Source organism: Pseudomonas sp. NPDC089407 (assembly GCF_044900445.1).
Classification (GTDB): Bacteria; Pseudomonadota; Gammaproteobacteria; order Pseudomonadales; family Pseudomonadaceae; genus Aquipseudomonas.
This window is the reverse complement of the sequence record NZ_JBJDNB010000020.1, coordinates 74,369-93,384: the sequence shown is the minus strand read 5'-3', so window position 1 is coordinate 93,384 and position 19,016 is coordinate 74,369. Positions and strand designations below refer to the sequence as shown.

22 protein-coding genes, 1 tRNA gene and 1 pseudogene are annotated in these 19,016 nt (G+C 61.4%); 8 read left to right on the top strand and 16 right to left on the bottom strand.

All coding sequences use genetic code 11. The features are described from left to right. Nucleotides 1–38: 38 nt before the first annotated feature. Genes yajC through queA form a run of 3 tightly spaced genes read right to left on the bottom strand, consistent with a single transcriptional unit; the run spans nt 39 to nt 2,596 of the window. Nucleotides 39–374: a preprotein translocase subunit YajC gene (yajC, locus tag ACI2KG_RS16820; RefSeq protein WP_027595530.1), complete on the bottom strand. Its 336-nt coding sequence runs from the start codon at nt 372–374 to the stop codon at nt 39–41. Nucleotides 375–416: 42 nt separating this feature from the next. Next, nucleotides 417–1,532, bottom strand: a complete 1,116-nt coding sequence (gene tgt, locus ACI2KG_RS16815) for a tRNA guanosine(34) transglycosylase Tgt (RefSeq protein WP_014589748.1) — start codon at nt 1,530–1,532, stop codon at nt 417–419. 14 nt (nt 1,533–1,546) lie between these two features. Then, nucleotides 1,547–2,596 carry a tRNA preQ1(34) S-adenosylmethionine ribosyltransferase-isomerase QueA gene (gene queA, locus ACI2KG_RS16810; RefSeq protein ID WP_404662628.1) on the bottom strand — a complete coding sequence of 350 codons (1,050 nt, stop codon included), beginning with the start codon at nt 2,594–2,596 and terminating at the stop codon, nt 1,547–1,549. Between the two features lie 106 nt (nt 2,597–2,702). Here queA and ACI2KG_RS16805 point away from each other — a divergent pair. From ACI2KG_RS16805 to ACI2KG_RS16795, 3 genes are all read left to right on the top strand, one after another. Beyond that, nucleotides 2,703–2,787, top strand: a tRNA-Leu gene (locus tag ACI2KG_RS16805). 177 nt (nt 2,788–2,964) lie between these two features. Next, nucleotides 2,965–3,519 (top strand): type IV toxin-antitoxin system AbiEi family antitoxin, encoded by a 555-nt coding sequence (gene abiEi / locus ACI2KG_RS16800; protein ID WP_404662627.1) that lies wholly within the window; start codon nt 2,965–2,967, stop codon nt 3,517–3,519. Next, a complete protein-coding gene (locus ACI2KG_RS16795) occupies nt 3,506–4,408 on the top strand; it encodes a nucleotidyl transferase AbiEii/AbiGii toxin family protein (protein WP_404662626.1) in 903 nt (300 codons plus the stop codon). The genes abiEi and ACI2KG_RS16795 overlap by 14 nt, the downstream gene beginning before the upstream one ends. A gap of 76 nt (nt 4,409–4,484) precedes the next feature. On the opposite strand, the gene ACI2KG_RS16790 is transcribed toward ACI2KG_RS16795, so the two are convergent. The 3 genes from ACI2KG_RS16790 to ACI2KG_RS16780 form a co-directional block, all read right to left on the bottom strand. After that, on the bottom strand, nt 4,485–4,982 hold the full coding sequence (locus tag ACI2KG_RS16790) for a RidA family protein (RefSeq protein WP_404662625.1): 498 nt from the start codon (nt 4,980–4,982) through the stop codon (nt 4,485–4,487). A 78-nt stretch (nt 4,983–5,060) separates the two neighbouring features. Further along, nucleotides 5,061–6,476, bottom strand: a complete 1,416-nt coding sequence (locus ACI2KG_RS16785; RefSeq protein ID WP_404662624.1) for an NAD(P)/FAD-dependent oxidoreductase — start codon at nt 6,474–6,476, stop codon at nt 5,061–5,063. Nucleotides 6,477–7,018: 542 nt separating this feature from the next. Further along, nucleotides 7,019–7,453: a TonB-dependent receptor domain-containing protein gene (locus ACI2KG_RS16780; protein ID WP_404662623.1), complete on the bottom strand. Its 435-nt coding sequence runs from the start codon at nt 7,451–7,453 to the stop codon at nt 7,019–7,021. 288 nt (nt 7,454–7,741) lie between these two features. On the opposite strand from ACI2KG_RS16780, the gene ACI2KG_RS16775 reads away from it, so the two are divergent. The 3 genes and pseudogenes from ACI2KG_RS16775 (at nt 7,742) to ACI2KG_RS16765 (ending at nt 9,697) form a co-directional block, all read left to right on the top strand. Next, on the top strand, nt 7,742–8,389 hold the full coding sequence (locus ACI2KG_RS16775; RefSeq protein WP_404662640.1) for a trypsin-like peptidase domain-containing protein: 648 nt from the start codon (nt 7,742–7,744) through the stop codon (nt 8,387–8,389). Nucleotides 8,390–8,568: 179 nt separating this feature from the next. Beyond that, nucleotides 8,569–8,706 (top strand): annotated as a pseudogene (locus tag ACI2KG_RS16770) (GNAT family N-acetyltransferase); the annotation flags it as partial. Between the two features lie 97 nt (nt 8,707–8,803). Beyond that, nucleotides 8,804–9,697, top strand: a complete 894-nt coding sequence (locus ACI2KG_RS16765; protein ID WP_404662622.1) for a bestrophin family protein — start codon at nt 8,804–8,806, stop codon at nt 9,695–9,697. Nucleotides 9,698–9,817: 120 nt separating this feature from the next. On the opposite strand, the gene phnE is transcribed toward ACI2KG_RS16765, so the two are convergent. From phnE to ACI2KG_RS16745, 4 genes are read right to left on the bottom strand one after another with little or no spacing between them, the layout of a single operon-like run. Beyond that, nucleotides 9,818–10,585 (bottom strand): phosphonate ABC transporter, permease protein PhnE, encoded by a 768-nt coding sequence (phnE, locus tag ACI2KG_RS16760; protein WP_400615158.1) that lies wholly within the window; start codon nt 10,583–10,585, stop codon nt 9,818–9,820. Further along, on the bottom strand, nt 10,582–11,409 hold the full coding sequence (locus tag ACI2KG_RS16755) for a PhnE/PtxC family ABC transporter permease (RefSeq protein ID WP_404662621.1): 828 nt from the start codon (nt 11,407–11,409) through the stop codon (nt 10,582–10,584). The genes phnE and ACI2KG_RS16755 overlap by 4 nt, the downstream gene beginning before the upstream one ends. Next, nucleotides 11,403–12,212 carry a phosphonate ABC transporter ATP-binding protein gene (locus ACI2KG_RS16750; protein ID WP_404662620.1) on the bottom strand — a complete coding sequence of 270 codons (810 nt, stop codon included), beginning with the start codon at nt 12,210–12,212 and terminating at the stop codon, nt 11,403–11,405. The genes ACI2KG_RS16755 and ACI2KG_RS16750 overlap by 7 nt, the downstream gene beginning before the upstream one ends. Continuing rightward, nucleotides 12,209–13,063 carry a putative selenate ABC transporter substrate-binding protein gene (locus ACI2KG_RS16745; protein ID WP_404662619.1) on the bottom strand — a complete coding sequence of 285 codons (855 nt, stop codon included), beginning with the start codon at nt 13,061–13,063 and terminating at the stop codon, nt 12,209–12,211. The genes ACI2KG_RS16750 and ACI2KG_RS16745 overlap by 4 nt, the downstream gene beginning before the upstream one ends. Before the next feature lie 204 nt (nt 13,064–13,267). Here ACI2KG_RS16745 and selD point away from each other — a divergent pair, with 204 nt between their 5' ends. Both selD and mnmH read left to right on the top strand, forming a co-directional pair. Continuing rightward, nucleotides 13,268–14,302 carry a selenide, water dikinase SelD gene (gene selD, locus ACI2KG_RS16740; protein WP_404662618.1) on the top strand — a complete coding sequence of 345 codons (1,035 nt, stop codon included), beginning with the start codon at nt 13,268–13,270 and terminating at the stop codon, nt 14,300–14,302. Further along, a complete protein-coding gene (mnmH, locus tag ACI2KG_RS16735; protein WP_404662617.1) occupies nt 14,302–15,435 on the top strand; it encodes a tRNA 2-selenouridine(34) synthase MnmH in 1,134 nt (377 codons plus the stop codon). Before selD ends, mnmH begins: the two co-directional genes overlap by 1 nt. A gap of 141 nt (nt 15,436–15,576) precedes the next feature. Here mnmH and ACI2KG_RS16730 read toward each other — a convergent pair whose 3' ends face one another. The 6 genes from ACI2KG_RS16730 to ACI2KG_RS16705 all read right to left on the bottom strand — a co-directional run bounded on the left by ACI2KG_RS16730 (nt 15,577) and on the right by ACI2KG_RS16705 (nt 18,952). Further along, on the bottom strand, nt 15,577–15,963 hold the full coding sequence (locus tag ACI2KG_RS16730) for a lysozyme inhibitor LprI family protein (protein ID WP_404662616.1): 387 nt from the start codon (nt 15,961–15,963) through the stop codon (nt 15,577–15,579). Nucleotides 15,964–15,983: 20 nt separating this feature from the next. Beyond that, nucleotides 15,984–16,523 carry a hypothetical protein gene (locus ACI2KG_RS16725; RefSeq protein WP_404662615.1) on the bottom strand — a complete coding sequence of 180 codons (540 nt, stop codon included), beginning with the start codon at nt 16,521–16,523 and terminating at the stop codon, nt 15,984–15,986. A gap of 87 nt (nt 16,524–16,610) precedes the next feature. Next, nucleotides 16,611–17,174 (bottom strand): GNAT family N-acetyltransferase, encoded by a 564-nt coding sequence (locus ACI2KG_RS16720; protein ID WP_404662614.1) that lies wholly within the window; start codon nt 17,172–17,174, stop codon nt 16,611–16,613. A gap of 486 nt (nt 17,175–17,660) precedes the next feature. Continuing rightward, nucleotides 17,661–17,912, bottom strand: coding sequence for a DUF3077 domain-containing protein (locus tag ACI2KG_RS16715; RefSeq protein ID WP_404662613.1), 252 nt, complete (start codon nt 17,910–17,912; stop codon nt 17,661–17,663). Beyond that, the gene (locus ACI2KG_RS16710; RefSeq protein WP_404662612.1) at nt 17,909–18,130 is read right to left on the bottom strand and encodes a hypothetical protein; all 222 of its coding nucleotides are present in this window, start codon (nt 18,128–18,130) and stop codon (nt 17,909–17,911) included. Before ACI2KG_RS16710 ends, ACI2KG_RS16715 begins: the two co-directional genes overlap by 4 nt. A 438-nt stretch (nt 18,131–18,568) precedes the next feature. Next, a complete protein-coding gene (locus tag ACI2KG_RS16705; RefSeq protein WP_404662611.1) occupies nt 18,569–18,952 on the bottom strand; it encodes a YkgJ family cysteine cluster protein in 384 nt (127 codons plus the stop codon). Nucleotides 18,953–19,016 lie beyond the last annotated feature (64 nt).

Sequence of the window (19,016 nt, the reverse complement as noted above, 5' to 3'; positions counted from 1 at the left end):
CGCGTTGCGCGCCCCGACTGGAAAATAAAACCGGTAACTCAGATAGCCTTGAGCGTACCTTTTGGCAGGGTCGCAGCGATCGCGCCCTTCTGGAACTTCAGTTCGACAGTGTCGGACACTTCCAGCACCACGAAGTCATCGGTGACTTTGACGATCTTGCCGGCGATGCCGCCGTTGGTGACAACTTCGTCACCTTTCTGCAAGTTGCCCAGCAGGTTCTTCTGCTCTTTGGCACGCTTGGCCTGCGGGCGCCAGATCATCAGGTAGAAGATGACCAGGAAACCGACCAGGAAAATCCACTCGAAGCCGGTACCGGCTGGGCCAGCGGCAGGTGCTGCAGCGTCCGCGTATGCGGCGGGGATCAAGAAGCTCATTGGGCACTCCTAAGGTAATTTTCTAATAATGGATGCAGACAGTTAGTCCAAAGGCGGTACGGGAAGCCCGCGCTTGGCGTAGAAGGCGTCGACAAAGGCGGCCAATTTACCCTGTTGAATAGCCTCGCGTAAACCGGCCATCAAGCGCTGGTAATGGCGCAAATTGTGGATGGTATTCAGCATGCTGCTCAGCATTTCGCCGCACTTGTCCAGGTGATGGAGATAGGCGCGCGAGAAGTTGGTGCAGGTATAGCAGTCACAGGTCGGATCCAGCGGCGATTCATCGTGGCGATGGAACGCATTGCGGATCTTGATCACCCCTGTATCGACGAACAGATGACCGTTGCGCGCGTTACGCGTCGGCATCACGCAGTCGAACATGTCGACACCGCGGCGCACACCCTCAACGAGATCTTCCGGTTTGCCTACCCCCATAAGGTAACGAGGTTTGTCAGCCGGCATCTGGCCCGGCAGGTAGTCCAGCACCTTGATCATTTCGTGCTTGGGCTCGCCGACCGACAGGCCGCCGATGGCCAGGCCGTCGAAACCGATGTTTTCCAGGCCTTCCAGCGAGCGCATGCGCAGGTCCTGGTACATACCGCCCTGGACGATACCGAACAGCGCCGCGGTGTTGTCGGCGTGAGCATTCTTCGAGCGCTGGGCCCAGCGCAGCGACAGCTCCATGGAGGTGCGCGCCACATCGTGCTCGGCCGGGTACGGGGTACACTCGTCGAAGATCATCACCACGTCCGAGCCCAGGTCACGCTGAACCTGCATCGACTCTTCCGGGCCCATGAACACCTTGGAGCCATCGACCGGCGAGGCGAAGGTCACGCCCTCTTCCTTGATCTTGCGCATGGCGCCCAGGCTGAACACCTGGAAACCACCGGAGTCGGTGAGGATCGGGCCTTTCCACTGCATGAAATCGTGCAGGCCGTTGTGCTTCTTGATCACCTCGGTGCCCGGGCGCAGCCACAGGTGGAAGGTGTTGCCGAGAATCATCTCGGCGCCAATGGCCTCGATATCACGTGGAAGCATGCCCTTGACCGTGCCGTAGGTGCCCACCGGCATGAACGCCGGGGTTTCCACGGTGCCGCGTGGGAAGGTGATGCGACCGCGACGGGCCTTGCCGTCGGTGGCCAGCAGTTCGAAGGACATTCGACAGGTGCGACTCATGCTTGATCCTCGGGGCCGCGTGGCGCCGGATTGCGGGTGATGAACATGGCATCACCGTAACTGAAGAAGCGGTACCCCTGCTCGACCGCTGCCGCGTAGGCGGCCATGGTCTCGGGGTAGCCGGCGAAGGCCGAGACCAGCATCAGCAGCGTGGACTCCGGCAGGTGGAAGTTGGTGACCAAGGCGTCGACCACGTGGAATGGCCGGCCCGGGTAGATGAAGATGTCGGTATCGCCGCTGAAGGCCTTGAGCACGCCATTACGCGCAGCGCTTTCCAGCGAGCGCACGCTGGTGGTGCCAACCGCGATCACCCGGCCGCCACGGGCGCGGCAGGCCTCGATGGCATCGACCACGTCCTGGCTCACTTCGAGCCACTCTTTATGCATGTGGTGGTCTTCGATCTTGTCGACCCGCACCGGCTGGAAGGTGCCAGCACCCACATGCAGGGTGACGAAGGCGCGCTCGACGCCCTTGGCGGCGATTTTCTCGAGCAGCGCCTCATCGAAGTGCAGGCCTGCGGTAGGCGCAGCGACTGCACCGGCCCGCTGGGCGTACACGGTCTGGTAGCGCTCACGGTCAGCGCCCTCGTCGGGGCGGTCAATGTACGGCGGCAGCGGCATGTGGCCCACGCGGTCGAGCAGTGGCAGCACCTCTTCGGTGAAGCGCAGCTCGAACAGCGTGTCGTGGCGCGCGACCATTTCGGCCTCGCCACCGCCATCGATGAGGATCACCGCGCCTTCTTTCGGCGCCTTGCTGGCACGCACATGGGCCAGCACCCGGTGGCTGTCGAGCACACGCTCGACCAGCACTTCCAGCTTGCCGCCGGAGGCTTTCTGGCCAAACAACCGCGCCGGGATCACCCGGGTGTTGTTGAACACCATCAGGTCGCCGGGGCGCAGGTAGTCGAGCAGATCGGGAAATTGCTGATGCGAGAGCGCGCCGCTCGGCCCATCGAGGACCAGCAGACGGCTGCCATGGCGCTCGGCCAATGGGTGGCGGGCGATCAGGGAATCGGGGAGTTCGAAGGAAAAATCGGCGACGCGCATGATGATGTTCGGTTCGGCAGGGCCGGGAAGTTTAGCCCAATGTGTGAAAATTGACCATGAAAGCCGATTGACCGACCAGCGGCACCTCTCTATACTGCGCGCCACTGCCCTGATGGCGGAATTGGTAGACGCGGCGGATTCAAAATCCGTTTTCGAAAGGAGTGGGAGTTCGAGTCTCCCTCGGGGCACCAAAATCCGGAAAAAACCGACCTTATGGTCGGTTTTTTTTCGTCTGCTGATTGGCCGTCGCGCCGTCGCCGCTCTTGCGCTCAACAGAAAGTGACGCAAAATGTAACTTTCTGTGCACCTTAGTAGCTGCGGTTCTACACTTGGTGTCACTGATCGTGACTTTGTGTAGAGCCACCGCCATGCACGAACAACCCTTGCGACGTCTCTATAAAGGCCTGCAGCAGCTAGCCACTGCGCAACGCTACCTGTTCACTCCTGCAGATATGCGAGCGCTGGTCCCGGACCTTTCCGATATCGCCTATCGGGCTCTATTGAGCCGGGCTGCCAAGGACAGCACCTTGATCCGACTCTGCCGTGGTCTCTATCTCTACACCCCGGTAAAGCCCAATCAAGGGCTTGTTCTGTATCACGCCGCTGCACGTCTGCGTGCGAACAACCTGAACTACATCAGCCTGGAATCCGCCCTTAGCGATGCAGGAATAATTTCGCAGGTGCCCCTGAACTGGATCACCCTCATGTCGTCCGGGCGAAGCCAGATCGTACGGTGCGGTACATTCGGCACCCTCGAGTTCATCCACACCAAACGCAAGGCCGCCGACCTTCAGGGCCAGATCGACTACGACGAACGCTGCCGGTTGTGGCGCGCCAAGCCGGCCCTCGCCCTCGCGGACATGAAGCGCGCCAAGCGCAGCCTTGACCTGATCGATTGGGAAATTGCCAATGACCTTGTTTGACCGGCTAGTCCAACAGGCCCTGACCAACATTCCAGACCTCGCCCCGTTACAAGTGGTCGTGGAAAAGGAACTGCTACACCACGACATCATGCGAATTCTGAGCGAGTCAGGGATGCTGCAAGGTCTCTGCTTCATCGGAGGTACATGCCTACGGACCTGCTACGGTTCCAGGCGGCTAAGCGAAGACCTCGACTTCACTGGCGGCGTGAATTTCAACCGGAAGGGTTTTGCTGCGCTGAAGGAAAACCTCATTGCAAGCCTGAATGAAAAATACGGATTGCAGGTGGATGTAAGCGAGCCTACACGTGAAGAAGGCAATGTCGAGACGTGGAAGCTGCGCATACAGACACGACCCGAGGCCCGAAACCTGCCAGCGCAGAAAATACATATCGTTATCTGTGCCATTCCCTCCTATCAGCCTAGGCCGATGACCTTGTTGAACCCGTATGGGGTCGACATGGGAACGGAGGGTTTGATCATCAACGCGCAAAGTCTGGAGGAGATCTTCGTCGACAAGCTTCTGGCATTTGCACTGCGGCGAGGGCGTATCAAGAATCGTGACCTGTGGGATATAGCCTGGCTGAGGCAGCGGGCCGTGGCGCCCGCCTACACGCTAGCCGAGCAAAAGCTCGCCGATCATATGACCACTGCCGAAGTGCTCTTCAAGCAGGGAGATGAGCGGATGGCCAGCTTGGGTCTGGAGCTGACGAGGCAAGATTTTCAGAATGAAATGCGCAGATTTTTACCTTTGCAGGTAGTTAGCCAGACGGTCGAGAACCTGGCGTTCTGGGAATACGTAGTAACGACGGTCAGGGAGCACTTCAACGCATTGAAGACGCAACTCAGCAATCAAGATCGCGGCACAAACAACTCTGCTTTTCTAATGTAAATTGCTCCCCGGAACACACTCAGAACCGGGAAGCATCCGTTACAAGTGGAGGACGCGCAGGCCTCAGAAACGGCTCTCAGGGACGAACCGCTGTCACTTCGATCTCAACCCGCCAGGCTGGGTGCGCCAGGCCTGCAATCTGGAACGCCGAGCGCGCAGGGAGAACCGGCTGCTTGGCGGCTGGCCCGAAGAACTGGGTATAGCCGGCCATGAAACCGTCGAAATCCATTTTGCCGCCGTTCTCCGGCCCGCCCACCAGGAACACCTGCATCTTCACCACGTCAGTAAGGCCAAGGCCCAGCGCTTTCAGCTGCTGCTGGATGCTTTCGAGCACATTGATGGTTTGTGCCTTGGTATCACCGAAGGCTTGCAGCGAATCCTTGGGCGCATCGGGGTGGATCACCGACGGGACGGAGCCGCTCAGGTAGACGACCGTCTTCCCGGCAGGGATTTCTACCGCCGACGATATCGGGAAACTACCTGCGTCATGGCGCACGATATCTTGTGCATGAGCGCTGCCGACACTGGCCAGTCCGAACGCCAATGCAGCAACGGTCTTGAAAGCGAATTTCATACTTCTCTCCTGTGGTTATACAAGAATGTCCACGCATCGGTGATGCGTGGACGGGTCATTCCATTGCGGTATGTGTACTTAGAAGCGGTACAGACTGAAGGGTTTCGGGTCCAGCACCGGCGCCTTGCCAAGCAACAGGTCCGCCGTCAACTCGGACGACACCGGGCTCTCCGTCATGCCCCAACCGGTCGCGGTGTTGATGACCAGGCCTGGGTATTCGTTTACCTGCGAGATGATGGGGTTCTCGTCCGGGGCGATGGCCATGGCACCGCTCCACTGATCGATCAACTTCGCATCCTTGAAGGCAGGGAACTCGACTTTGAGTTTTTCCAGTGACGCATCCAGCTCAGGAATATCCGGAGCCGCCGTCATCAGCCGGTTTTTCTCGAACGGCGATACCTCGTCCAGCTTCCACTGGGTAGGCTGCGTGAACGAATCAATCAGTTGCCTGTTGAGTGAGATGTGCACCGGGAAGTCGGGGATGGCCAGCAATGGCAAGTATTTATAGCCATACATGAACGACTCTTTGACGACCGGGGCAACGACCACGCGCGGCGAGGTGGCGTACGTGCCGTCGGCCTGCTCGCGGAAGTAGATATTCCCGGGCAATGCAACGTTGCCCCCCGGTGCACGGGGTGCCGCGCTGATGATTTGCTGGGACTGGTAGGCAGGCAAGGTAGGCACATCGACACCCAGGTTCTGCATGAACAGCCTGGACCAGGCGCCGCCGGCCACGACCACACGAGACGTCCTGATGGCGCCCTTCTCGGTCACCACATCGGAGATGACGCCGGCCTGGGTTTCCAGGCCCCTTGCGGCGCACTGGGTGTAAATGCGCACACCCACTTTCTTGGCGTACTCGGCCATGACATACGAGGCGCGCTCGGCGTCAAGGCTACCGGAGTCTTCCTCGAATCCTGCAATTTTCCAGCTCGACGACGCACCGCGCAGCCGCTGTTCGAGTTCATTACCCTGAATGATCCGGGTCTTGAAGGGATTGTCCGCGGCAACTTCGCGGCTTTTAACATCAATCCACTTTCTGACGCCTTCCAGGTCTTCTTCATCGAAAGGAACTTCGACCCGGCCTTGTGTGCGATAGCTGGTATCTGCACCTACTTTGGCATTCATTTCGCGCCAACGTTGTTTGGCAAGATGGTGCAACTGGAACGTCGCATCAGGCATCTTGTAGGTCATGACCTGACCATAGAACCTGCAGGACTGCTCGCCGGCAATGTCACCTTTTTCAACAATGACGACAGAGAGGCCACGTTCGACGAGGTTGATCGCGGTCATGAGCCCCAGAATGCCGGCCCCAACAACTACCACGTCTGCCTGCTTGGGAAGTGCACCTTCGGTGCCTTGAACAAAGCCAAACCGCGGTTTGCCGGGGATCAACCTGCCTTCGCGGGTTAGCAAGGGGGTCAGAATGCCTGCGCCCCCTGCGATAGCCACGACGCTGCCGCCGATCAAAAATTTACGCCTCGTCATTCCCATGACACTTTCCTTTCCTGGAGTCACATGCCTGGCCGCCAGCCGCTGCGGTCAACTTTGCGGCCACCGCGTCAGGCGGTTGGTTAAAATTGAAGGGCGGCTATTTTGTTGACGACCTGCTTCCGGAAAAAGCGCTGTGGGCAAATACTTAGTTCAGCCATTTGGAAACTATCATGCAGGGGACATAAATAGTTGATATGGCGACACCTAAAACAAGAAAGAGGAAATTTAGTTTTGCGAGGAAGTTGGGTTAGTTCTGAAAGTTTGTGTGCGGCGTTTACCTATAGGAAATCGCGCAGTGAATTCTGCCCGCAAGCCGGTCGCATTCGGTGTGGGAGCCGCGCTTGCCGGCGATGGGCTGCTTCGCAGCCCCAAGGATTCCAGTCATTCACAATCCATTAGAAGGGTGTCGCCTGTATTGGGGCTGCTTCGCAGCCCATCGCCGGCAAGCGCGGCTCCCACAGAGACCTCCTCCAGCTTTAGAAATCGGCCCGCAGGGTCACGCTGTAGTTGCGCGGATCACCGTAGTACTTCGCCGCATACAGTCAGCCAATACTGGAGTAGTACTTCTTGTCGAACAGGTTGTTGCCGTTCAACGAAACGCTGAAGTGCTTATTGATCTGGTAAGCCACACGCGCATTCCAGATCGCATACCCGCCCTGCTCGATCTTTCCTATCCCATCGGCCCCACCGAAGTTGCCGTGATAGTTGCGGCTCTGGATGTTGGCACCCCTGCCCACAGTCCACGGGTCCAGCTCACCCGGCAGGTTGTAATCAGCCCAGAAACGCAGCAGGTGACGTGGCGTGTAGGTGTTGAAGGTGCCGCCCGCCTCCGACTCGCCATCCGCCGGGTCGTTGCGGTAGTACAGCACGTTCTTGCGGCTCTCGGCAGTATCGTAGAAGTAGTTCTGGTCTTCATGGCCGGCGACCAGGCGGCCTCGCAGCGAGCCATCGGCATTGAGCGGGAATCTTGAAGCCATTACGCCGGACACAGCTCAATGCAGCTCAATACAGCTCAATGCAGCTCATCCTCGCCTGAACAGCTGCCGAACCTTTCTCTGCCAAATTGGCGCCACCCCAATGACTACGGGGCCTGCAGCCATGTCTGCATTCTATTGGCTGCGTTGTTGACTAGCACTTAAGCTGTCATTCGTCGGATATATGCCGAAAGTATTGTTAGAGTAATAGCACTTAGCCATAGTTGCGCTCCCTTCCCACCACGCCCTGTGTGACACATGAAAACAACCGCGCCCTGCATGGCGGCAATGATGCTGCTCAGTGGGTGCAATGGAGTGCCAACGTCGTACGTTTCAGATCCCGTTTACAGCCAGGCTTTCGTGGTTACCTCCGGTGCCCCGCTGCCCCTGTTGCTGATGGCCAGCGCCATCCAGTGGAACGAGGATTACGCAGTAACCGCCAAACACACCCCCTTTCTGCGCAACGTGGTCCACGAGGGCCTCGGTGACGTGGTGTTCTTCAAGCACAAGGCCAGCAACGTGCCGCTCTGGCGTCAGTACGTGCCAGGGGAAGCCGTGACGGCGGTTGGTTTCAACAGTTTCATGATGCCCATGCAGGGCAAGGGCCATGCCCTGCCGTCGCTGGTACGCCTTGAAGGTACGCCCGGTAGCGTCTTTTACTCGGTGCACGATGGCCCGATCACCAAAGGCATGTCGGGCGGGCCGGTGTTTGCCGATGACGGCCGGGTGGTGGGCATCAACGTCGCCATCATCCCCACCCGCGAGATCGACGCCGGCAAGCGCCCGGACCTGGTTGGCAAAGAGCGCATCAGCGTGTTCATGTCGTTCAACGAGATCGACAAGGAATGGCGGCGCTACCAGTACCTGCTGGCGCACAAGGCCAAGCCGCAGGCGCCGGCTGCGGTGAAAGGCTATGTGGCGGTGGTGGCCAAGCCCTGAGGCGGGTCGCGATTGAGGATGGAAAGCAGCTTATGATGTGAAGCTGATGACCTCTTCGCAGGTGAACCCGCTCCCACAGGTACTGCAAAAGACTCAAATCCTGTGATGGTCCTGTGAGAGCGGGTTTACCCGCGAATAGGCCCGCCCAGCCAGCGCAAGAAGGACCTGCCATGCACCTGGTGTCATGCTTCAATCACAACACCGCCGGCTTGCTGCTTTATCCACAGATGGGCTTCGTGCCGTTCGGCATCGAGGAACGGCAGGCGTGGGACGGCACACGGGTGGCGTTGGTGCAGATGAAGCAGGTGTTCAGCTAACTAGATACGTTTGCTCACACACCTCGACGAACCGTACCGAACCATGCTCGCCCCTCGACGTCCGATCCTGCATCCCCCGCGTTTCGAGGTACCTCGTGTGAAAGACGTCATCGCCCGCAAGTACCGCCTGGTGGTGAAGACCATCGGCTACATCGGCTGGTCGCTGTTCTGGCTGCTGATCTGGGATGTGCTGGTCACCATCGACTTCATGCTGTTCTTCAACAGCAAGTTCACCTTGCCATTGATCCCGTTGACCTTGCTGGGTTCGGCGCTGGTGGTGCTGGTGAGCTTTCGCAACAGCAGCGCCTACAACCGCTGGTGGGAGGCGCGCACGTTGTGGGGGGCGCTGGTGAACGGCTCGCGCAGTTTCGCGCGGCAGACGCTGACCCTGATCGATGACCCGGACGACGGCCTGAACCCCGTCAAGGCCACCCTGCTGCGCCGGCATATCGCTTATGTGAACTGCCTGGCGGCGCACCTGAAGGGTGAACCCTGCCCGGACGAGCTGATGGCCTTTATCCCGCCTGCGGAGTTCGAGCGGCGCAACCGCTCGAACAACTTCGCCAATGACATTCTCGGCGGTTCGGCGGCCCTGCTGGCGCGGGAGTACCAGGCCGGACGCCTGGACAGTATTCGCCTGGCACGGCTGGAGTCGACGCTGGTGGACTTGTCCAATGCCCAAGGTGGTATGGAGCGGATCGCCAATACGCCTTTGCCCTACCCCTATGTGTACTTTCCACGGCTGTTCATTACCTTGTTCTGCCTGATCGTGCCGGTGGGGCTGGTGGAATCGCTGGGTTGGTTCACGCCGCTGGCTTCGACGGTGGTGGGGTTCATGTTGCTTGCCATCGAGCGGATTGGCACGGATTTGCAGAGCCCGTTCCGGTTCAGTGAGCACCAGATCCAGATGGATACCATTTGCGAGACGATCGAGCGGAACCTGGACTCGATGCAGCGGGAGGCTCAGTGTGCTGAAGTAGTTGGTGCCTGAAGGTTTTTGGGGCTGCCTTGCAGCCCATCGCGACGCAAGGCCGCTCCTACAGAGAGTTCGCGATCTCTTGTAGGAGCGGCCTTGTGTCGCGATGGGCCGCAACGCGGCCCCGGCTATCGGTCAGGCCCGCACATAACGCTGGCGCAACACATCACTCAACACATCCACCAGCAACACCAGCACGAGCATGCCAATGATCACCGTGCTGGCCTGGGCCTCCTGGAACAGGCTCAAGGTGGTGTACAGCATCTGCCCCAACCCGCCCGCCCCGACAAACCCCAGCACGCTGGCCATGCGGATGTTGTTCTCCCAGCGGTACAAGCTGTAGGCCAGCAACTGCGGCCAAAGGTTGGGCAAGGTACCAAAGCAGAACGCGGCCACCTGGCTACCACCCTGCAAGCGAATTGCCGCCGCAGGCTCCGGCGGCGCATTCTCCAGCGCCTCAGCGAACAGCCGCCCCAGCACGCCAGCCGTGTGCAACGCCAACGCCAGGGTACCAGCATTCGGCCCAAGCCCAGCCGCCAGCACGGTCAGCGCGGCCCACACCAGCTCGGGAATTGCCCGCAAGGCATTCAGCAGCAAACGCGCAGCCCCCTGCAACGGCCAACCGAAGCGGCCCGCCGCCGGCAGTGCCAGCAACATCCCCAGCACCATCGCCAACAAAGTGCCCAGCCCGGACATGGCCAGGGTTTCCAGCGCACCACGCCACACCGCCTTCAAGTGCCCGGCAGACAAGTCCGGGTGCAGGAAGCGCCCAGCATACTCGCCCATCTGCCCCAGCCCACCGTTACCGACCAGCGCGTGCAGGTCCAGCTCCAGATAGCCGAACGAGGCCACCACCGCCGCCACGATGGCGCCCAGCAGCAACAGGTTGATCGCCCGGTTCATCCCAACCTCCAGCGCAGCAGGCGGCTGAGCAGGTCGGCCAGGATCACCAGCAACAGGAAGGTCAGCAACATGCTCGCCACTTCAGCACCCGCAAACATGCGCATCGACAGGTCGATTTGCTGGCCCAGGCCGCCCGCGCCGACAAACCCCATCACCACCGAAGCCCGCACCGCGCATTCCCAACGGTACACGGTGTACGACACCACCTCGGAGGCGGCATTGGGCAGGATGCCGTAGAGAAACGCCACCAATCTACCACTGCCCGCCTGCAACAACGCATGCGCCGGGCGCTGGTCGACCGATTCGAATATTTCTGCGTAAACCTTGCCGAGCATGCCGCTGTAGGTGATGGCGATGGCCAGTACGCCCGCCGTCGGTCCCAACCCCACCGCACGCACGAACAGCAACGCCCAGACAACCTCTGGCACGCTACGCAGGAAAATCAGCAGCCCGCGCACCGGCAGGCGTAATACGCGTGACCACAACCCGGCCCGTCCGCCCCGTGAAGCAGCACGCAGCGACAAGGCCCGGCTAGCCAGCAGGCCGGCAGGGATTGCCAGCAACAACGCCAGCGCCATGCCAGCAGTCGCCACGGCCAGGGTCTGCAAGGTGGCTTCGTACAGCAGCGCAAGGAAACCGGCATCATGGGCCGGGGGCCAGAATGCGCGGGTGAAACTGGCAATCTGCTGCCGGTTCTCCGCCTGTAGCAGCACTGCGGGGTTCAGCTCGCTCAGCTGGATACCCGGCCATAGCACTGCCACAGCCAGCACGGTCAGCAGCAACCGCGGCAGTAAAGCCGGGTCGCAGGCACTGGCCTTCAGCATCGCGGAATCTGCACAGTCAGGGTCGGCCCCTGGGTTGGCGGCGAAGCCAGTTGTTCGTTGGCGTACAACGCATCCAGCATCTGCTTGGTAACCGCTGTGGCCGGGCAGTCGAACGCCACCTGCCCTTCGCGAATACCGACCACCCGCGGGAAATGCGCCAGCGCCAGCTCCACCGCATGCAAGCTGGCCACCAGTGTCACGCCGTTGGCCTGGGCATGGCGGTTGAGCAAGGCCAGGCTGTGGTCGGCCAGCACCGGGTCCATGGCCGACACCGGCTCATCGGTCAGCAACAACTGCGGCCGTTGGTACAACGCCCGGGCAATGCCCACCCGCTGCAACTGGCCACCGGACAACTGCCCGCACTGCACGAACAGCTTGTCGGCCAGGCCCAGCTCGGCCAACACGTGGCGCGCGCCGGCTACATCGCTGGGGTACAGCAGGTTGAGCAAGCCACGCAGCAGGCCCCACTGCCCCAGGCGCCCGGCCAGCACCGCCGTAACCACCCGTTGGCGCGGCGGCAAGGGCGGCGCCTGATGCACCAGGCCAACCCGCGCACGCAGGCGTTGGCGCGCCCGGGCCGACAACGCCCAGGGCTGTTCACCGAGTAATTCCAGGCGCCCGCTGCTGGGTTGGACGGCCGTAGCCATCAGGTGCAACAAGCTGGACTTGCCCGCACCCGATGGCCCGATGATAGCGACGCGCTCACCCTGCTCAACGCGCAAGGTGACCGCATCGAGTGCGCATACCTGGCCATGGCGCAGGCCGGCACCGTGCAACTGGATTGCCACGTTCTGAGCGGTCACTTGAGCAAGCCGGCCTCGCGTGCGGCCTGCTCGGTGCCCACATAGTTCTCAGGCTTGGTTTCGATAAAGCGGCTGGCAGCCTGCAGGTCGAGGATCGCCTTGTGCTCCGGGTTGGCCGGGTCGAGGTCGAGGAAGGCTTTCTTGATCTTGGCTTTCAAGGCCGGGTCCATGTGGCCGCGCACGGTCCAGTTGTAGTCGAAGTAGGTCGGCGTAGTGGCGAACACTTTCACCTTGCTGGTATCGACCTTGCCGGCATCCACCAGCTTCTGCCACACGCTGGCATTCAGCACGCCGCCATCGACCTTGCCTGCCTGTACCCAGGCCACGGTGGCGTCATGCGCGCCGGAATAGGCCACGCGGCTGAAGTATTCTTCAGGTTTGATGTTGTCCTGCTTGAGCATGAAGTAGCGCGGCATCAGGCTGCCCGAGGTGGACGATATGGAACCGAAGGCAAACGACTTGCCCTTGAGGTCGCTCAGGCTTTTCACGGCGGGGTTGGCGGTGATGAACTTGGACGTGAACTGCGCGTCCTGCTCACGCTGCACCAGCGGCGTGGCGGTCGGGTCTTTCAGGTGCACCTGAACGAAGGTGAAGCCGCCCAGCCAGGCCAGGTCCAGGCGGTCGGAAGCCAGCGACTCGACCACGGCCGGGTAATCGGCCACTGGTACGAACTTCACTTCCATGCCCAGTTGCTTGGCCAGGTACTCGCCCAACGGCTTGAACTTGCGCTGCAGTTCGGTTGGTGCTTCGTCGGGGATGGCGCTGACCCGCAGGGTTTCAGCGGCCTGAACGACAACGGCACAGCAGGACAGCACGAGGCCGGCGGCGAGCGCCAGGGGGCGTTTGAGCATGGGTGTTCTCCGGTTCAATAGCGGGGAAAGGCAGCTGCAAGCTGCAAGCTGCAAGAAAAAGCATAAGCAGCCCGCACGTTGCTTTTGCTTTAGCTTGAAGCTTGAAGCTTGAAGCTCGTAGCTGACCCGGAGAATTATAAGAGGCACGGGCGCAAAGGCCAGCTTTGCTACAATCGCGCAATAATTTGACCTGCTGAGGTACGTATGAGCGAGCCGATTCGCCTGACCCAGTACAGCCACGGTGCCGGCTGTGGCTGCAAGATCTCCCCCAAGGTGCTGGACGTGATCCTCGCCGAAAGCGGCACCCAGGCCCTTGACCCGAAACTGTGGGTCGGCAACGCCTCGCGCGATGACGCTGCCGTGTACGCGCTGGACGACGAGCGCGGCGTAGTCTCGACCACCGACTTCTTCATGCCGATCGTCGATGACCCGTACGACTTCGGCCGCATTGCCGCCACCAACGCCATCAGCGACATCTACGCCATGGGCGGCGACCCGCTGATGGCCATCGCCATCCTTGGCTGGCCAGTCAACGTGCTGCCGCCGGAAGTGGCCCGCGAAGTGATCCGCGGTGGCCGCGCGGTGTGCGCCGAAGCTGGTATTCCACTGGCAGGCGGCCACTCCATCGACGCCCCCGAGCCGATCTTCGGCCTGGCCGTGACCGGTGTGGTCCGCAAGCGCCACCTCAAGCGCAACGACACCGCCAGCGCCGGGTGCCAGCTGTACCTGACCAAGCCACTGGGCATCGGCATCCTTACCACGGCCGAGAAAAAGGCCAAGCTGCGCGCGCAGGACCAGGGCCTGGCACGCGACTGGATGTGCACCCTTAACACCCCCGGCAGCCGCTTCGGCAAGCTGGACGGGGTCAAGGCCATGACCGACGTCACCGGTTTCGGCTTGCTCGGCCACCTGGTCGAACTGGCAGAAGGCAGTGGCCTTACCGCACACCTGGACTACGCTGCCGTACCGCGCCTGCCCAGCGTCGACCATTACCTGGCCGAGGGCTGCATCCCTGGCGGTACCCTGCGCAACTACGACAGCTACGGGCACAAGATCGGCGCCCTCAGCGACGACCAGAAGCACCTGCTGTGCGACCCGCAGACCAGCGGCGGCCTGCTGGTGGCGGTCACCCCGGAAGGCGAAGCCGAGTTCCTTGCTGTGGCTGGCGAGCTGGGCCTGCAACTGGCGCCGATCGGCAAGCTGGTCGAGCGACAGAGCCACGCGGTCGAGGTGATCTGATGCGCCCCGACTGCACCGATTTCCGCCAGCTGTTCCTCGACGACGTGCCGATGATGGACATGCGCGCCCCCGTCGAATTCGCCAAGGGTGCCTTCCCTGGCGTGGTCAACCTGCCACTGATGAACGATCAGGAACGCCAGAAGGTTGGCACGTGCTACAAGCAACAGGGCCAGGCCGCTGCCATCGCCCTTGGCCACCAGCTGGTCAGCGGCGCAACCAAGCAGGACCGCCTGGAGGCTTGGGCAGCGTTTGCCCAGGCCCACCCTGAGGGTTACCTGTACTGCTTCCGTGGCGGCCTGCGCTCGCAGATCGTGCAGGGCTGGCTGCGCGATGAGGCAGGTGTTCAATACCCGCGGGTCAAAGGCGGCTACAAGGCCATGCGTACCTTCCTGCTGGAGACGACCCAGCAGGCGGTGGCGCAATGCGATTTCGTGCTGGTGGGCGGCCTGACCGGTACCGGCAAGACCGATGTACTGCACCAGTTGGGCAACGTGCTGGACCTGGAAGGCCATGCCAACCACCGCGGCTCCAGCTTCGGCAAGCGCGCCACCGCGCAACCGGCGCAGATCGACTTCGAGAACCAACTGGCCATCGACGTGCTGAAGAAGCGCGCCCGTGGAGTCGAGCAATTCGTGCTGGAAGATGAAGGCCGCATCGTTGGCAGCTGCACGGTGCCGCTGGCGCTGTACCAGGGCATGCAGCAGTACCCGCTGGTGTGGCTGGAAGACAGCTTCGCCAACCGCGTGGAGCGCATCCTGCGTGATTACGTGGTCAACCTGAGTGCCGAGTTTGTCAGCGTGCACGGCGAGGAAGACGGCCGCCGGTTGTTTGCCGAGCGCATGTTGCAAAGCATGGCCAATATCTACAAGCGTTTGGGCGGAGAGCGTTATCAGCGCTTGTCGCAGGTTCTGCGCGAAGCCTTGGAAGAGCAGCAGCGCAGCGGCGCGGTCGATCTACACCGGGGCTGGATCGAGGGCTTGCTGAACGAGTACTACGACCCGATGTATGCCTACCAGCGCGACGCCAAGGCCGAGCGCATCGAGTTTGCCGGGGATGCCGTGGAAGTGCGCGAATACCTCAAGGCCCGCGCGCTGCGCGAACCGCGCATCTCACAGGCGCTGCAAAACATGTAGGAGCGGCCTTGTGTCGCGAAAGGGCTGCGCAGCAGCCCCGGCTATTGCTGCCTTGATGCTGACATCCCGGGGCCGCTTTGCGGCCCTTTCGCGACACAAGGCCGCTCCTACAAGGGCGGGCCAATCATTCCTGGAAAGGCTCTATTGCCCCGGGCTAAGCACCCGCTCCAGCTCCGCCGCGCGGTCGCGGGTCATGTCCATCAGGCAGCTGCCACCCTCCAGCTGCGCCATGGTCCCGCCACTGGCCTGCACATGGAACTGGCAATTGCCATCGCGATAGGCCAGCCACTTGCGCTGCACATCGCGCAGGCTCTTCTGTTGCCCGGCATCCAGTTGGCCCATCAGTTGCTTGTACACCCGGTTCAAGCGCTGGTCCTGCACCTGTGTCTCGGCCCCGATGCATTCACTCATGGCCACGGTACTGGAAGCCTTGTCCATGCACTGCCCATAGGCTGCCGTATAGTCGTCCGCCACCGCCATTGGCAGCACGCAGGCCAGTGCCAGCCCGGTCAGGTAATGCTTGATCATGCGAATCCTCCTTGTGGATGTCACAGCGTCTGCGGCTGTTCGGGCGGCATCAGCACCTTGCCCGGCTCGAAGCGCAACGATGGCATCTGCGTCGCCATATACAAGGCCACGCCCAGTGCCGCAATCAACGCCACGTCGAGCCAGCTCCAACCCGGCATATCATCGGCACTGCGGGCCTTCCAGCAATGCCACGCCTGGCCCAGGCAGAACACCACCATCGCCGCCAACCACAGGTAGAAGCCGGCACCAAAACCGGTCAGGTCATGGAATTCATAGGTCTGGTTATCCGGCAAACGCGTGATGCCGAAGCTGCTGGCCGCCAGATACACCGCCGCCAACCCGGCCAACAACGCCAGCCGGCGGAACCGCCGATGGGCCAGGATGGCCAGGGCCAGCAACGGGTTGGCAAACCATTGGTGCAAACCGAAGGGCACGCCCCAAGGCCCGTACAGCAGCATCTGCAGGGCCGGCATGTGGCGGTCGCCGCTCATCAGCGCGCCATCGAAGAACAGGGCGAGCAGATACAACAGCAGGCTGATGCTCAGGTAAAAAACGGGCAAGGGCTATTCCTGGGGGAAACGGGACAGGCTACGACCTTAACCCAGGCCCTGCCCCGCTTCCAAACCTTGACAGTGCCGCTACACGGATCAAACAACCGGGGGTTCAAGCAGCAGACCATAAATACCCGAGTCGGAAAGCTCACCGGCTACGCACCAACGTGCCCGCAGGGTCCCTTCGAGCACGAAGCCCTGGCGCTCCAGGGTACGTGCCGAGCCCTGGTTACGCGGGTCGATTTCGCCTTCCAGGCGGCGCATGTGCAGGGTGTGGGCGAGGTAGTCGATGAAGCAGGTCAGCGCTTCGTCCATGTAGCCCCTGCCCTGCACGGCGCTGGCCAGGCAGTAGCCGATTTCACCACGGCGGGAAATGTCGTCGATGTTGAACAACTGGACCATGCCGATCAGCTCGCCGTTGTCGCGGCGGTACATGCCGAGCTTGAGCTGGTCACCATTGGCATAGGCTTCACGGTCGGCGGCCAGGGCGCTTTCGGCCTCGGCCAGGTCTTGCCAGGGGGCATGGTGCCAATAACGCATGACCTCGGGGTCGGCCATGATCGCCAGCCATTGCGCGGCATCGGCATGGCGCATGGGGCGCAAATGCAGGCGCGGGCTGTCGAGGCAGAGGTCACTGGGGAAACTGCGGGGTGGGGTCACGCCGGATCTCCTGTCCATTGCTGGGGAGATGACAGTTTAACTTCAAGTGGGGTGGGTGGGGCAGGTCTTGGGGTCGGAGGTGTTTTTGAGAGGTGCCTGCCTTGGGTCTGGAGATATTTTTGAGAGGGGCATGCCTTGGGTTTGGTGGTGGTGCGGAAATCGAGCGCCGCCCGCGCGGCGCTTCGCGGGACAAGCCCGCTCCCACATTTGTTGCAACGTGGCCATACCTGTGGGAGAGGCGTTGGCAGCCTTGGTGTAAGGCTTGAGACAGGTGGGGCGGCATTGGTGCCGACTCAGAAATCCAGTCAGCCTCACCAGGCTGGCAACCATGGCCTGACAGGTTCGGCACGTTGCAACAAATGTGGGAGCGGGCTTGTCCCGCGAAGCGCCGCGCGGGCGGCGCTCGGTCTCATAGGCGCCGAGCACCTCAAGGCATGCACCTGTCAGCCGCTACTGGCCCGCCCGACAGGCACATCGGGCCACTACTCAATCTCCCCGATTCATCCCCACTTCCATATCATTGATCAGCGCCTTGGCCATGGCACTCAGAATCCGCGCCGCGCTGCCGGCGATCTTGTCGCCTTCCATCTCGGCTTCTTCGTTCAGGTGCTTGATACAGCCGACCAGCACCGACAATTCATCGAATGCCAGATCGAGCGGGACGCCCGGCTCTACCCGGTACAGCTCGAGGAATTTTTCCACGCCGGCGGTGGTGCGGGATTTCAGGGGGGCGCTCATGCCTTGGCCTCCTGCGCTTTCATGTGGGCGAGCAGGGCTTGTAGCAGGTCGGTTTGGGCTGCCATCGCTTCCAGCAGGCTGGACCGCAGGGCTGGGGCTTCGGCGTCGAGGTACTGGATCATGGTGCCGGAGAGGTTGTCCATGACCTGGGTGGCCTGGGACTTGGCGGCTTGGTAGGTTAGGTCTGCGACGGGCGGATCAGGTACAACTTTATTCATGATTAACTCCAACAAGTTATAGGAGCAACCACCTGAATCCTTCTCACAGATTTGGGCGGCAGCCGTGCGCGAGGTGAGAAGCCCGTGTTGGAGTCACAACGGTCAGGCCAAAGCCTGCACGCGCACAGCTGCCATAAACAGACAGAAAGACAACCAACAACGAGTTCTCACACTCGCTCGCCATATGGGCGAACGGCGAAGTTACCGCGGTGATTCTTCCCTGCCTATCAGACGGCATCCGACTGAGTTCGTAGGATAATTCCTAATCGCCGGCAACCTGAAGCATTTGGTTTCAAGTTCAGAATCTTCTTACAGCTGATGGCCTCTTCGCGGGCGCGCCCGCTCCCACAGGGTGGACTGCACACGGCTCGAATACTGTGCGGTCCCTGTGGGAGCGGGCGTGCCCGCGAAGAGGCCATCACAGGCGACCTGAATGCTTCAGGCCACCTCAGCCCCATCATCCGGCCAATGCGGCTCGTTAGCCCCAGGCGGGGTCAGCGGTGGCAGCCCATACGCCGCCCGCGCATCATCACAGCTGGGGTTATGCACCCCACCCTCCCACGAAGCATCAAACTCGCGGCAAGGGCTGGAACGGTTGGCATAAATGGTACAAGCCACCTCTTTGCCAATCTCGCCAGCAAGGCTGACACAGCGGCAGGGTTTGGCATCGGTGCCGATCATGGCAACGCGGGTGGGGTTGATCTGTACCACCAGGTCGTCCGGCACAACGCCCCCGGCAGACTGGCATTCGCCCCAGAAGAAGGACACACGGAAGTACCCGCAGCAGGCGCCGCAGTCAAGGCAAGGGTTATAGTCGGACATGAGGCCACGGAGGGAAGGTTGTTGTTATCGGGGCTGAGCCCGCGGCGCCATTTTTAATCCAAGC